This is a genomic window from Pseudomonas sp. GW822-FHT07A10, assembly GCF_058798795.1.
This window is the reverse complement of the sequence record NZ_JBXAKV010000007.1, coordinates 99,865-113,929: the sequence shown is the minus strand read 5'-3', so window position 1 is coordinate 113,929 and position 14,065 is coordinate 99,865. Positions and strand designations below refer to the sequence as shown.

At 59.2% G+C, this 14,065-nt stretch carries 10 protein-coding genes, 1 tRNA gene and 1 pseudogene; 5 read left to right on the top strand and 7 right to left on the bottom strand.

The window, feature by feature from the left end:
• Positions 1-31: 31 nt before the first annotated feature.
• Both AC1RL4_RS14065 and AC1RL4_RS14060 read left to right on the top strand, forming a co-directional pair.
• Positions 32-808, top strand: a pseudogene (locus AC1RL4_RS14065) (PAS domain-containing protein); the annotation flags it as partial.
• Positions 788-1,348, top strand: coding sequence for a methyl-accepting chemotaxis protein (locus AC1RL4_RS14060; RefSeq protein ID WP_371929210.1), 561 nt, complete (start codon positions 788-790; stop codon positions 1,346-1,348). The pseudogene AC1RL4_RS14065 and the gene AC1RL4_RS14060, both read left to right, overlap by 21 nt.
• A 75-nt stretch (positions 1,349-1,423) precedes the next feature.
• Here AC1RL4_RS14060 and ggt read toward each other — a convergent pair whose 3' ends face one another.
• The 4 genes from ggt to AC1RL4_RS14040 form a co-directional block, all read right to left on the bottom strand.
• Positions 1,424-3,268: a gamma-glutamyltransferase gene (gene ggt / locus AC1RL4_RS14055; protein ID WP_096481700.1), complete on the bottom strand. Its 1,845-nt coding sequence runs from the start codon at positions 3,266-3,268 to the stop codon at positions 1,424-1,426.
• Positions 3,269-3,442: 174 nt separating this feature from the next.
• Entirely contained in the window at positions 3,443-4,246 is an 804-nt protein-coding gene (locus AC1RL4_RS14050) for a WaaZ-like lipopolysaccharide core biosynthesis protein (RefSeq protein WP_096481108.1), read from the bottom strand.
• A gap of 358 nt (positions 4,247-4,604) precedes the next feature.
• A tRNA-Met gene (locus AC1RL4_RS14045) sits at positions 4,605-4,681 on the bottom strand.
• A 116-nt stretch (positions 4,682-4,797) separates the two neighbouring features.
• A complete protein-coding gene (locus AC1RL4_RS14040; protein ID WP_028939866.1) occupies positions 4,798-6,855 on the bottom strand; it encodes a methyl-accepting chemotaxis protein in 2,058 nt (685 codons plus the stop codon).
• A gap of 320 nt (positions 6,856-7,175) precedes the next feature.
• On the opposite strand from AC1RL4_RS14040, the gene AC1RL4_RS14035 reads away from it, so the two are divergent.
• The gene (locus tag AC1RL4_RS14035) at positions 7,176-8,393 is read left to right on the top strand and encodes an MFS transporter (protein WP_096481106.1); all 1,218 of its coding nucleotides are present in this window, start codon (positions 7,176-7,178) and stop codon (positions 8,391-8,393) included.
• Between the two features lie 98 nt (positions 8,394-8,491).
• On the opposite strand, the gene AC1RL4_RS14030 is transcribed toward AC1RL4_RS14035, so the two are convergent.
• The 3 genes from AC1RL4_RS14030 to AC1RL4_RS14020 all read right to left on the bottom strand — a co-directional run bounded on the left by AC1RL4_RS14030 (position 8,492) and on the right by AC1RL4_RS14020 (position 12,798).
• The gene (locus AC1RL4_RS14030) at positions 8,492-9,829 is read right to left on the bottom strand and encodes an OprD family outer membrane porin (RefSeq protein WP_374707273.1); all 1,338 of its coding nucleotides are present in this window, start codon (positions 9,827-9,829) and stop codon (positions 8,492-8,494) included.
• Between the two features lie 148 nt (positions 9,830-9,977).
• Entirely contained in the window at positions 9,978-11,420 is a 1,443-nt protein-coding gene (locus tag AC1RL4_RS14025) for an amidase (RefSeq protein ID WP_096481102.1), read from the bottom strand.
• A 64-nt stretch (positions 11,421-11,484) separates the two neighbouring features.
• A complete protein-coding gene (locus AC1RL4_RS14020) occupies positions 11,485-12,798 on the bottom strand; it encodes an MFS transporter (RefSeq protein ID WP_230173898.1) in 1,314 nt (437 codons plus the stop codon).
• 246 nt (positions 12,799-13,044) lie between these two features.
• Here AC1RL4_RS14020 and AC1RL4_RS14015 point away from each other — a divergent pair, with 246 nt between their 5' ends.
• Positions 13,045-13,179 (top strand): hypothetical protein, encoded by a 135-nt coding sequence (locus tag AC1RL4_RS14015; RefSeq protein ID WP_275406306.1) that lies wholly within the window; start codon positions 13,045-13,047, stop codon positions 13,177-13,179.
• 66 nt (positions 13,180-13,245) lie between these two features.
• Positions 13,246-14,061: a 3-methyl-2-oxobutanoate hydroxymethyltransferase gene (gene panB, locus AC1RL4_RS14010; protein WP_096481097.1), complete on the top strand. Its 816-nt coding sequence runs from the start codon at positions 13,246-13,248 to the stop codon at positions 14,059-14,061.
• Positions 14,062-14,065: the final 4 nt, after the last annotated feature.

Below are 14,065 nucleotides of genomic sequence, written 5' to 3'. Positions count from 1 at the left end.
CGCTTTTTATCTCTGTCCATCGGTGCTTCCCATGTTCAATAAACGCTTGAAGCAGGAGCTCTCGGCTCTTCGCGAAGAACTCTCCAGCCTTCTGCAAATCAAGGAGAGTCTGGAAAGCGAGATGCTGGTCCTGACCCTCGACTCCGATGGGCGAATTCAATCGGTTAACCAAAACTTCGTCAGTGAGATGCTCTACAAAAGCAATGATCTGATCGGCCGGCACATCGAAGACCTTGTTCCGGTCCATGTGAAATCGGATGAATTCCATAACCGTTTCAAGGCCGCGCTGACCCGTGGCGAGCACTTTGCCGGCGCGGTCCGTTTGCTACGCGGCAACGGTGCCGAAGCCTGGTTGCGTTCGATCATGCAGCCGGTGCGGTCCTCGGATGGTCGTATCAAGAACTTCTCGATTTACTCCAGCGACCTGACCCGTACCATCGAGGCGTCCCGTGAGCATGAAAACCTGATTGGCGCGCTGGTGCGTTCGACGGCAGTGATCGAGTTCGACCTCAATGGCAACGTGCTGATGGCCAACGAGCGTTTCCTCAGCGGCATGGGTTACAGCCTGGCGCAGATCCAGGGTAAACATCATCGTATCTTCTGTGAGCCAGAGGAATACAACAGCGCTGAGTATCAGAACTTCTGGCGCCGTCTGAACGCTGGCGAGTTCGTCGCTGATCGTTTCAAGCGTGTCGATAGCCACGGTCGCGTGGTCTGGCTGGAGGCTTCCTACAACCCGGTGGTCGATGCCAACAACAAACTCTACAAAGTGGTGAAGTTCGCCACGGTGATTACCGATCAGGTCAATCAGGAGCAGGCTGTCGCCGAGGCGGCCAACATTGCCTACAGCACTTCTCAGCAAACCGATCAGAGTGCACAACGCGGAACTGCCGTGGTGACTCAAGCTGTAGACGTGATGCGTGACCTGGCCAAACACATGCAAACCGCAGGGGAAGGCATCGAAGCACTGAACGAGCAATCGCTGGTGATCGGCACCATCGTCAAAACCATCAGTGGCATCGCCGAGCAGACCAACCTGCTGGCGCTCAACGCGGCCATCGAAGCGGCTCGTGCCGGTGAACAGGGGCGCGGGTTTGCCGTGGTGGCGGACGAGGTTCGGCAATTGGCCTCGCGCACCAGCCAGGCGACCGATGAAATTGTCGGCGTCGTGCGTCAGAACCAGGACATGGCGCGCAACGCCGTGGCGCTGATGACTGACGGCAAGCTCCAGGCTGAACAAGGTCTGGCGCTGGCGGCGGAGGCGGGCACGGTGATCGTCGAGATCCAGGACGGTGCGCAGAAAGTGGTGAACGCGGTCGGGCAGTTTGCCAATCAATTATCGACTTGATGCTATCTATCCGGCGCGGGTAGTCCTCAAAAAGGCCTACCTCCCGGTAAGCCTTTCCTCATTCCTGCGTAAGACTCAATCCCCCAATGCTTCCCCCTCACGCCGTGGATCGGCCCCGCCGGCCAACGCGGCTTTCCCCTGCGCATCCTTGATTCGAACAATCGCCTGAGTCCCGCTGGTCATGTCGATCTCGCCCACGCTGTGCCCTTTGTCCTTCAGCGCCTGAATCAGTGCCGGGCTGAACTGACCCTGTTCCAGTTCGGTCGGGCCGTTGCGGCTGCCGAAGTTGGGCAGGTTGATGGCGGCCTGTGGGTCGAGGTTCCAGTCGAGCAGGCCAATGGTGGATTTGGCCACGTACTCGATGATCTGCGAGCCGCCGGGTGAGCCGACGGTGGCCAGGAACTCACCGCTCTGGCGGTCGAAGATCAGCGTTGGCGCCATGGACGAGCGCGGGCGTTTGCCGGGTTCGACGCGGTTGGCGACTTTTTGCCCTTGCTCTTCGGGGATGAACGAGAAGTCGGTCATCTGGTTGTTGAGCAGAAAGCCCTGGACCATCAAGTGTGAGCCGAATGCCGCTTCCACGGTGGTGGTCATGGACACGGCATCGCCCTCGTCATCGACTGCCACCACCTGCGAGGTGGAGATGCGCAGCGGCGAGCGGTCCGGCGCGTAGGCGACCTGAATGCCCGGCGGGGTGCCGGGTTTGGCCTGGCCCATGCTGCGATCACCTATCAAGGCGGCGCGGCTGGCCAGGTAAGTCGGGTCGACCAGCCCTTTGACCGGTACGGGTACGAAGTCGGTGTCGGCAACGTACTGCGCACGATCGGCATAAGCCAGGCGCTCGGCTTCGGCGATCAGGTGTACGGCTTCAGGGGCTGGCTCTATGCCCGCCGGTTTGTTGGTCTTGACCGGTTTGAGTGGTGCCAGGGCAAAGCGTGGGTCGCGGGTTTCCAGGGCCTGCAAGGTGCCGAGGATTTGCGCCACGGCGATTCCGCCCGACGACGGTGGCGGCATGCCGCAGACCTGCCAGCGTTTATAGTCGGTGCACAGCGGCGCGCGTTCCTTGGCCTTGTAGCCCTGGAGATCGTTCAGCGACAGGCTGCCGGGGTTGGTGTGGCCCTGAACCTTGGCGACGATTTCTTTTGCGATCGGCCCTGTGTACAGCGCGTCGGGACCTTCCTTGGCGATGCGCTTGAACACCGCGGCGAGTGCCGGGTTTTTCAGCTGTGTACCGACGGCTTTCGGGTGACCATCGGCAGTCAGAAAGTAGGCGGCCATGTCCGGTGAGCGCTGGATAAACGCGTCGGCCGCGATCAACTGATGCAGTCGTGGCGAGATGGCGAAACCCTGCTCGGCGAGTTTGATGGCGGGTTCGAACAGCCTCGCCCACGGCAGGCGACCGTGCTTTTGATGGGCCAGCTCCAGCGCCCGTAACACGCCCGGTGTACCCACCGAGCGCCCGCCGATCTGCGCCTGAGTGAAAGGCATCGGTTTGCCGTCGGCTTGCAGGAACAGTTTCTCGGTGGCGCCAGCCGGTGCGGTTTCGCGACCGTCGTAGGTGCGCACGGCCTTGCCATCCCACAGCACAATCAACGCGCCACCGCCGATACCCGACGATTGCGGCTCGACTAGCGTCAACACTGCTTGCATGGCAATGGCCGCATCAATCGCCGAACCACCCTCGCGTAGCATCTCCCGCCCGGCTTCGGCCGCCAGTGGGTTGGCGGCTGCGGCCATGTGTCTGGAGGCGTGCCGCGTCTGCAGGTCGGTGCGATAACCGGAGGTGATTTCCGGCGCGACCGGCAAGGTCGAGACCGAAGGCGAAGAGGGCGGGGCGTTACACGCGGCGAGGGTTAAAGCGGTGGCGATCAGCGAAAAGGCTGACAGGCGATAGCGGTTCAAGTGGAAGGCTGAGAACACGCGAGGCACTCCGTCCATGGGATAAAAGGTCCAGGGACTTTATCCGGTCGAAGGAGTGCTACGCAAATCAGGGGTCGCCCGCCACTTTTCTCGAGGCATAAAAAAACGGCCTACCTTTCGGTAAGCCGTTTTTAGTACTTGGTGGTACTTAGCCATTTTAGATCGACGGTTAGTCTAATGATTTACAAAATGTTTCATGGAGTCGAAGTATCCCAAGCCGTGCACATAGGTATCAAGCTCATCCGGATGTATCTGGGGGATAATGTCGGCGGGAATTCTTGATGAATTGGAAAGATTGTAGACGTGGAATTGATCACTGATTATTTTCCTCGCTACTATTTCGAACGACGGCAAAATCCTGGTGTGAAAATGCTGGTCCAGCCCACAAGGAGAAACTACGGTGCTTTTCTCTTCATAAAATCGGCTGATAGCTTGATTAAGATCAACCCCTACCATTACCACTTTATTGAAGCCCGCATGATAGGCGATTTGCAGAGCTAAATAGGCAACAGTGCGCGCATCGAAGAAGCCCCGTTTCAGGTTTTTACTGAAGCCAATGCGCCGATTGCGACGCTTGAGAAAATTACGATTTCTTATCAGCTCTTTATCTGCACCAACCAGCGCACCCCAGGAAAACTTTGGCGCCTTGTTCAGCAAAAATACCTTCCCTTTGGGCGTAATCGATAGATGCTGAACATGGTCCTCCCATAAGGCGACTCGCTCACTAAGAAGCATGGCTTGGGAGAACAATTCAGGTTGTTGCTTGGGAAAATCTTTATCGGTACAGGCATAGAAAAAAGGCTTCACGCCAGTTCCGATAAACTTTGAGATTGCCCCATTCATTGTAATCATAGGGATGTCAGCGAACTCCTCAGGATGAAAGTCTTTGGCAGACCCTCCCGAGGCGACGATAAAGACAGCGCCTTTATGAATATTGCGACACTCGTCCAAGTCACGAATATTAATTTTGGCACTCATTCCTAATTGCGTCCTGTTGTAATGATCATTTGATTTAGTTCGGCAGCAAATGATATTTCTGAAGCGTTCTGTGCGAGACAGATCGTCTCACCCTCCTTGGAATCTGTTCGCCATCGATTGTACTAAGATCAATCTCTTCACGCTCACGGCCTTTAGCCTCCTGTGAGACTGCTCGAATCCAGTGTGCGCTGCATTTTATTCTGTATACCAGATTCAATTTTTTCTAGCATACAGAGTGGCGAAGACTGTCAGGGCATTCGGAGAAATGAAACGAATGCCCCAGACACAAGAAAGCCCGCACTAGGCGGGCTTCTTGAGGTTGTTTAGAGACTCATGGAGACATCTGTAAACAGGTACTTGGTGGCTACACAGGGACTTGAACCCCGGACCCCAGCATTATGAATGCTATGCTCTAACCAACTGAGCTATGTAGCCAAGTGGCGCGCATTATTCACCTGGAACGACGATGCGTCAAGCGTAAATTTAAAATATTTCTCCACACTTTCAACCGCTTATCCCGCTGACCCGAAAAATCGGGTCAGGGGAGGGCATCAATCGAGCTGAAATCTCCCGGTATTCGCACTCAAGGCCTTGCTGCCCTGGCTCAAGGTGTCCGCGGCGAGGTTCACCGCCCGCGCGCCTTCGAGCAAGCGTACCGCCGCCTGATCGACTTGCTGGATGTTGCCGCTGACTTCATCGGCGGTATTCGCTTGCTCTTCAACGGCAGTGGCGATTTGTGCCAGGGTGTCGGTGACGCTTTGCACCGCGCTGGCGATTTCCCCCAGGCGTTCGCCGAGACCGGTGACGGCTTGCGCATCCGATTGCGCCTGGCCGCAGGCGGCTTCCATCAGGCTTACCGCTTCGTTCACGGTGCTACGCAGGCTGTCGACGGTGCCGGCGATCTGCGCGGTGGAGGACTGGGTGCGTTGCGACAGGCTGCGCACTTCATCGGCCACCACCGCAAAGCCGCGACCTTGCTCGCCAGCCCGTGCGGCCTCAATGGCGGCGTTGAGGGCCAGCAGGTTAGTCTGCTCGGCCACGCCGCGAATGGTATCGACCACCAATTGAATCTGCTGCCCTTGCTCGCTGACCCGACCCAGTGCCGCCGCCGTTTCGTTCAACCGCTGATTGAGCTGCTGAATACTCGCTGTCGTGCGTTGGCTGTCGCGGCTGCTGTCGGCGGCGATGCGCTGGGTGTGCTGAGCGCTGCCAGACGCCTGTTCGCAACTCTGGGCGACCCCTTGTGAGGTGGCGGCCAATTGCGTGGCCGCTGCGGCGATCTGGCTGATTTGCAACTGCTGGGCTTCGACTTCGCCAAGGGCGCCGCTGGAGTGATCGTTGAGGGTGCGTACCGCGTTGCTTAACTGCAGGGTTTCGTGATCGACCCCCAGCAAACTGTTTCGCAGTTGTACCACCGCGACGTTAAGCGAGGTGCTGATCGCCGCCAGTTCGTCGCGGCCCTGTACCGGTACTTGCAGGCTCAGGTTGCCGTCGCGCAGTGCTTCGGCCAGCAGTGTGATGCCGCTGGCGCTACGACGGATCGAGGCCTGCAAACAGATGAACAGGTACAGCGCAGCCAGCAGCAGGCAGCCAAAAATTGTCGCCACCAGGATGAACTGGCGGATGGCCGAGCCATGGTAATAATCCAGCCGTTGATCCAGAGAAACCAACGATTGCTGGCGCAGCGAGGCAAGGTTACCGAGGAGGGCGTCGAGACTGCGTTCGAAATCTTCGGGCTTTAGGTTGATGCTGCCGCCGAAAACGCCGTCGTCCAGCACTTTCAAACCGGCATCCAGCTGCTTGAGGCTGTCATGGTATTGCCCGGCCCAGGTTTGCAGGGCGCTGGGCAGGCGCGCTTCCAGCAAGCTGCCAGTTTTCACCAGCTGTTCCCGAGCGTCGCCGATGCGGCTGCGCAAGTCGCGCAGTTGCAGGCGGCTTTGCAGCGTGAACTGCCCGGACACCACCGAAGCTTGACCAACCGCGGCGAGGCGACCGACCCGTTCGATCAGGTCCGGTGCGTGTTGAGTGGAGATCTGCGTCAGCAGATAAGTTTCCAGCCATGGCGCGAGGGTCAGGCGATTGTCCATGGCGATTTGTTCGCGCAAGGCTTGCAGGGCGCTCAAAGCATTGGTGAAGCGATCGTAGCCGTCCGGCCACCATCCAACGCTGCTCAGGCTTTTCGAATCCAGGCCGGTGAGGGCGCTTTGCAGGGCTTGATAGCGGGTGAGGGTCTCGCCCTCGGCGCCTTCGGTTTTCAGGGCATTGCCCAAGTCTGTGATTGCTTGGGTCACGGCCGGCTGAACCGTGTCGAACGCTGCCATCGCCGCGATAGTTGCAGGTGTCGGCTGGCGATTGGTTTCGGTGGCGCGCCAGCGCGCGGCGCGGTCACGCTGGGCAGCGAGCAAGTTGTCGAGCGCATCCAGGGCAATCAATTGCCGGACCCCGGCGCGTTCGCCGGCGATCAGGCTCAACTTGTCACGATAGTCCTGGCCGATCATCCACAAGCTGCCTGCCAGCGGCAGGATAAACAGCAGAAACAGCAGTTGAAATTTGCGCGCGAAGCCGAAACGCCCCAGCAGCCCGATCCCCGGTGATAAAAAAGCCTGCATGCCCCATGACTCCTCTGGACACCACGCACCATTGGCGTGCGTCGAGGCCATGGCGACCGCGACTGATGTCCTTCTAAAAGGCCTCGAAAGTTCACCTTGGTCCGCTCTGTAGGCCGACTCTGTAGCGAAACTTCCCATTCTCGGTCCCCTTTGTAAGGGGCCGCGTTGAAGCGGATAAGCAAGGCAAGATTCAGACCATGGCTTTGCGCTATCACCTTTTTTGAGGTCGTTAGCAAGCTAAGGGGATAGCGCGACTGCACCGAAAAATGGCACATTGACCGACCTGCCTGTGCGCACCCATCCGCAGTACGGAAACTCTCATGGCCATCAGCAACGTTCAGTCCGCCACGACATCGGCGTCCGCTCCTTCACAAAGCAGTCCGCTGGTCATGCGCATCATCGGCGCGGTGGCGCTGGCGCATTTGATCAACGACCTGATTCAGGCGGTGCTGCCGTCGATCTATCCGATGCTCAAGGCCAACTATGGCCTGACTTTCACTCAGGTCGGCCTGATTACCCTGACCTTTCAACTGACGGCCTCGCTGTTGCAGCCGTGGGTTGGTTACCACACCGACCGCCATCCCAAGCCCTGGCTGTTGCCGGCTGGCACCGTTTGCACATTGATCGGTATTTTGATGATGTCGGTGGTCGGCAGCTTCCCGATGATCCTGCTGGCGGCAGGGTTGATCGGCATCGGCTCGTCGACTTTTCACCCGGAAGCTTCTCGTGTGGCGCGACTGGCCTCGGGCGGGCGCTTCGGCCTGGCGCAATCGACGTTTCAGGTCGGCGGTAATGCGGGCTCGGCCTTCGGGCCGTTGTTGGCGGCGGCAATCATCATTCCCTATGGTCAGGGCAATGTGGCCTGGTTCGGCTTGTTCGCGTTGTTTGCGTTGTTCGTGCTGTACCGGATCAGCCGCTGGTACGCCAATCACTTGAACCTGTTCAAACTCAAACAAGGTCAGGCAGCGACGCACGGTTTATCAAAAGGCCGGGTGATCAGTGCGTTGGTGGTGCTGGGGTTGCTGGTGTTCTCCAAGTATTTCTACATGGCCAGTCTCACCAGTTACTTCACGTTCTACCTGATCGAGAAGTTCGACCTGTCGGTGGCCAGCTCGCAGCTGCATCTGTTCCTGTTTCTCGGCGCGGTAGCGGCAGGGACCTTCTTCGGCGGGCCGATCGGCGACAGGATCGGGCGCAAGGCAGTGATCTGGTTCTCGATCCTCGGTGTGGCGCCGTTCACGCTGCTGCTGCCCCATGTGGATCTGTTTTGGACCAGTGTGTTGAGTGTGGTGATCGGTTTCATTCTGGCCTCGGCGTTCTCCGCTATCGTGGTGTATGCGCAAGAACTGGTGCCGGGAAATGTCGGGATGATTGCCGGGGTGTTCTTCGGCCTGATGTTCGGTTTCGGCGGGATTGGCGCGGCGTTGCTCGGGCATTTGGCGGATATTCGCGGCATCGAGTATGTGTACTTCCTGTGTTCGTTCTTGCCGCTGTTTGGGGTGTTGGCGATCTTTCTGCCAAGAACCAAAAAAGTCTGAACCAACACCCCTCGACTGTGGGAACCGGCGAGCTCGCTAAGCTCCCACAGTGTTTCGCAAGTGGGGCCGCTGATTTTGTTCGGCCCAAAAAGCCCGCCTCAAAAAATCCACATCGGCAGATTCGCCACCAGGCGGACCTCGTCGTAGCTTCCGTCGATCTGCCCGCCCGTGGCCCGATGGTTGTAGACGATGGTGCGAAACACCGCGTTTTTCAGTGCGCCGGATTGCACCACGTACGCCACCATTAAACCGTTTTCATCGTGTTTGGCATTGTCCAGACCCCGCACGTTGTAACCGGTATTGCGCCCGTTACGGTCGCCGCTGTAATGGGTGCCGTCGATGTCCCAGCCCTTTGCGTGCCACAGACTGGTAGTCAGGCCCGGTACCCCGAAGGACGCCAGATCCAGGTCGTAGCGCAGTTGCCAGGACTTCTCGTTCGGACCGTTGTAGTCCGAGTACAACGAGTTGGCCATGTAATTGCCCGTGGACTCCCAGACGTAATCGAAATACTCGTCGCCAAACACCTGCTGCCAGGCCAGAGTCAGGCTGTGGGCCCGGTGCGATGCGGTGAACGCCAGGCTGAAGGCGTCATTGTCGATGTAGCCCAGGCGCTGCTCGCCCTGATCCTCGGTGTGGTAGTAATTCAGTGCAGTCTTGAGCGCAATCTCGCGCCGATCCCCGATCAACTGGGTCAATCCCAGATAGGTCTGCTGCCACATGTCCTCGAAGCGTGAGGTGTAGAGGCTGACGTCCAGACCGTAAGGGGTTTTGGCCATTCCTCCGAGGTAGGAAATACGCGACCCCGAATACGCCCGGTTACCGAAGGTGGTGGTGAGTTTTTCGCTGCCGGTACCGGTTCGTGGAATCGCCCGTTCGAAGCTGCCGGCCTGCAATGACAGCCAATCGAGTTCGTTGCTGAACAGGCCTACGCCCTGAAAGCTCGAGGGCAGGGCGCGATTGTCCTTGTAACGCAGAATCGGGTTGTCGGTGAGCAAGCGACCGGCCTTGACTTCTGTGCTGGAAAAACGCAGCCGCAGATTACCGACACCCAAACGGCTCCAGGTCGGTAGCGCATCGCCATCGCTGTCCACCAGCACCCGATCGCCACCATTGGCGACACGCCCATGTCCGCGCTCCAGGTTGATGGCGCTGAACAATGAAGCGTCCAGCCCGAAGCCGACCGCCCCTTGGGTATATCCGGAGCTGTAGTTGAGCATCGCGGTTTGCACCCAGGTTTCACGGATGCGGGTCCGCTCCAGGCCATCTTCTTTCTTGATCCCCAGGTAGGTAGAACGTCGGGTGTGTTGGTTGGCATAGTAATGGCGCAAGTTCAGCCCCAAATGGCTGCCGTCGACAAAACCCGGGGCCTGGGCTTGAGTGGTCGGCGTTTCATCCGCCGTTACAATCAAAGGGCTGCCGACGGCAATGCCGGCCATCAGAAGTACACGAAAATCCATTTCGATAAGTCTCTAGAGGAACAAATCAGGCGCACGTCGCTAATGCTGTCAGTGAAGAAATTTGAGCGACAAAAATCCTGTGGGAGCGAGGTTTGCCCGCGAAGAATGCACCGCGTTTTTTCAGCGACTACGCGTTATCGTTCTTCGCGGGCAAGCCACGCTCCCACAGGCGAGACGGCGGGCTGGGCCAGTGGCGAATCGTGCCGCGCCAGTTTTCATAGGCCTTGCCGAGCCGAAGCAACCACTGGTCTGCGAAGCGCGGAGCGATCATCTGCAGGCCGATCGGCATGCCTTGGTCGGTAAAGCCGCAGTTGATTGACAGGGCTGGCTGCTCGCCCATGTTCCACGGCACAGTGAAGACGATGTGCTCGAACGGCAGGCGCGGGTCATTGGTGGGCGAGGCCCATTCAGCCGCAAAGGCACTGACCTGGTTGGTCGGCGACAACACCAAGTCGACATTATGAAAGACCTCGGCTGCCCGGCGCCGGATTTCGAACGTCTGGTTGAACCCCTCAACCGCCTGCACGGCGCTCAGCTTCTCGGCCGCTGCCGCCCAGTCGCGAATGTAGGGCAAGACTTGATCGAACCGCTCGGGGCTCAGGGCCAGCAACTGACTCCACTGTCGCGCCTGCCAGAATTGATCCAGGCCCTGGAGCACGGCTCGGTCCATCAGTGGCTTGATCTGACGTACCTGGGCGCCCTGGCTTTCGAATAGGCGAGCCGCTTCCCGAACCGCCGAGCACACCTGTTCGTCTGGTTGAATGCCACAGCCGGGATCGAGCATCAGACCGATTTTCAGCCCTTGGATCGACAACTGTTCCAGGGCCCAATCGCCTTGTTCCGGTAGCAGGCTGGTGGCATCCCGCGCATCGGGGCGGGACAGGTAGCGCATCATCAGTGCACAGTCATCCATGCTGCGGGTCATGGGGCCGGCACAACGGCCGGTGTAATACGGGTCGATGGGGATGCGCCCGAGTGTCGGCTTGAACCCCACCAGGGCGCACCAGGCTGCGGGCAAACGGACCGACCCGCCGATGTCGGTGCCGACATGCAGCGGCCCATAGCCGGCCGCTGCTGCCGCCGCCGCGCCGGCACTGGAACCACCGGGATTGTTCGCCAGGTTCCAGGGATTGCGTGTCACGCCGTGGAAACTCGACAGCCCCGACGACAACATCCCGTAGTCCGGAACCGTTGTCTTGCCCAGGACTATCGCTCCGGCCTCACGCATCCGCGCCGCCGGTGGTGCGTCCGCTGTGGCCGGGATCAACTCGGTCGCGGCGCAGCCCAGGGGAATGCAGTCGCCTTGCGTCGCTATCAACTCCTTGAGCGTCACAGGTAAACCATCGAGCAGACCACGGGGTTGGCCCCGGCTCCAGCGCTCGCTGGCGGCGGCCGCCTGTTCCCGGACCCGTTGCGGGTCAAAGGCGTACAAGGCATTAAGATGGGGTTCCCAGCGCTCGATGTGGGCCAGCAAATGGTCGTAGTACTCCAGCGGTGACAGCTCCTTGCTGGCGAACAACGCCAACAGTTGCACCGCCGATAGATCATGCAAATCGTTGACGCAGCTCATGCCGATTGCCGTCCTTTGGTATTCAGGGGCAAGCGCCGCGACCGGCGGCGCGAAAAGGTCAGGCTCAGGCGCCTGGAACCACCGAAACGTCAGCCACCGACGAGGATCGAAAGCCGAAGAACAACGCCATGAGTGCCCCGACGGCCCCCATGACCACGCAATAGCCTACGCAGACCCAAGGGCTCCACGGCATCAGTCCGATCAGCAGAAGCGGCGTGGTACTGGCCCAGAGTGCGTAGGCAATATTGTAGGTAAAGGAGATACCGGACACCCGGATCCGGGTCGGAAACAACCCCACCATTACCGAGGGCACCGCACCCACTACGCCGCAGGTCAGGCCGGCCAGCGCATAGGCCACGCTGATCCAGTAGCCACCACTGATCAGGCTGGCGTAAAGCACCGCGGTCCCCACCGGCAGCAGCAGGCTATAAACCAGCACCGCGCGCCAGGCGCCGATCCGGTCCACCAGTAATCCAGCCAGTACACAGCCGATATTCAGGAACACAATGCCCAGGCTGCTCAGCGCGAACGTATGGCTGGCACTCATGCCGAAGCTTTTCTGCATGACAGTCGGGGTGATCACCACCAGCACCACCACCGCCGATGTCAGCACACAGGTCAAAAGCATCGCCGGCAGGATGGATTTGCGGTGATCGCGCAATACTGTCCGTAATGGCAACTCCGCATCCAATTTACGTCGCGCCTGCAAGGCCATGAACACCGGGGTTTCACTCAGCCAGCGCCGCAGCCAGACCCCGATCACCCCGAATACACCACCCAGCAGGAAGGGGAGGCGCCAGGCGAAGTCGAGGATCTCGGCGGGGCTATAGAGCCGCGCCAGGAGGGTTGCGGTCAGTGCTCCCAGCAGATAGCCAAACGTTAATCCGGCCTGCAGCACACCCAGGGCATAGCCACGATGCCCGACCGGGGCATGCTCGGCCACGAACACCCAGGCGCTAGGCACTTCGCCGCCCACCGCGGCACCTTGCAGCACCCGCAACAGCAGCAGCGTCAAGGGTGCCCAGTAACCGATCTGTTCGTAGGTCGGCATGATTCCGATCAACAGGCAGGGCAAAGCCATCATCAGGATGCTCAGGCTGAACACCCGCTTGCGCCCCACCCGGTCTGCGAAATGCGCCATCAGGATGCCGCCCAGCGGACGTGCCAGATAGCCGGTGACGAAAATTCCGAAACTTTGTAGCAAGCGCAGCCACTCAGGCATCTCCGGCGGAAAGAACAACTGGCTGAGGGTCAGGGCGAAGAACACAAAGATGATGAAGTCGTAGATTTCCAGCGCACCACCCAGCGCCGCCAGGCCCAGGGTCTTGTAGTCAGACCGGGAAAAGCGACCGGGTTGTGGATCAATGTGGGCCGTCATAAAGGGGCTCTAAACAGGAACTCATGAAAACTCGCGACTGAAACAGCATTTGAAACCACGCCCTTGAACAGGCAGTGCCGTTCGAATGAAGCCATCAGGTACATAGCCGGTAATGGTCCATCCAATTACCGGGCGGGACAACCAGACAATGCATCTGGGTTGCTTTTTAGGGCAAATCTGTACATTGAGTTTTTGCGTGTTTAACCAATAATCGGGCACTTTCTAACCCTGGATATTGAGCGCAACATGGAAGAAATTCAGCGTAATTTCGACGATTTTAATCACCCGGACGTTGAAGCGATCGCGATTATCCGCGGTCGCGTGTTGCAGGCATTGCAACAATATTTGCTGGAGCGCGACTTCAAGCAGTCAAGCAGTTGATGCCCATCCTCATGTAATGACAGACGCCCCCTCCCCGGGGTTTTCAATCATCACAGGAAGACACTTATGAGCGCTCATACCCGTACTAAACGATTGACGGTTCCGCAACTGGTCGCGATGAAGGGCCAACAGAAAATCGTATCCCTGACGGCGTACTCCAGCTCTATTGCCAGGTTGATAGACCCAATCGTCGATTTCATTCTGGTCGGTGACTCTACTGCTATGGTCGGCTACGGTCGGGCCTCGACGCTGAGTATGCAGCTCGAAGAAATCATCGGACACACCCGGGCCGTGGTCGACAGCACGCGCCTGTCTTGCGTCATCGCCGACATGCCTTTCGGCAGCTATCAGGAATCTAACGAACAGGCCTTTCGCAATTGCGCGCAGGTCCTGGCGCGCACCGGTTGCGATGCCGTCAAGCTGGAAGCCAACAAGGCCCTGGCGGGTACCGTCGAGTTTCTGGTGGCACGCGGCATTCCGGTCATGGCCCACGTCGGGCTGATGCCGCAGTTCGTCAATGTCATGGGAGGGTTCAAGGCCCAGGGCCTGACCGCCGAAGCCGGTGCGATGATTGCCGAGGACGCTCGGGCCAACCTCGAAGCCGGGGCCTTCAGTCTGCTGCTCGAGGGGGTGGCTGAAGGCGTGGCCCGGCAAATTACCCTGGATTCGAAAATGCCCACCATCGGCATTGGCGCCTCACCGGTCTGCGACGGCCAGGTGCTGGTGACCGAGGACGTGCTGGGTCTGGGCGGTGAACAGGTGCCGCGCTTCGTCAAGCAGTACGCTGATGTCGGCGCGGTGATTCGCGGCGCTTGTGAGCGTTTTGCCGAAGAGGTGCGCGATGGCCGCTTCCCTGAATCGCGGCATTGCTATGGGCTCTAGGCAT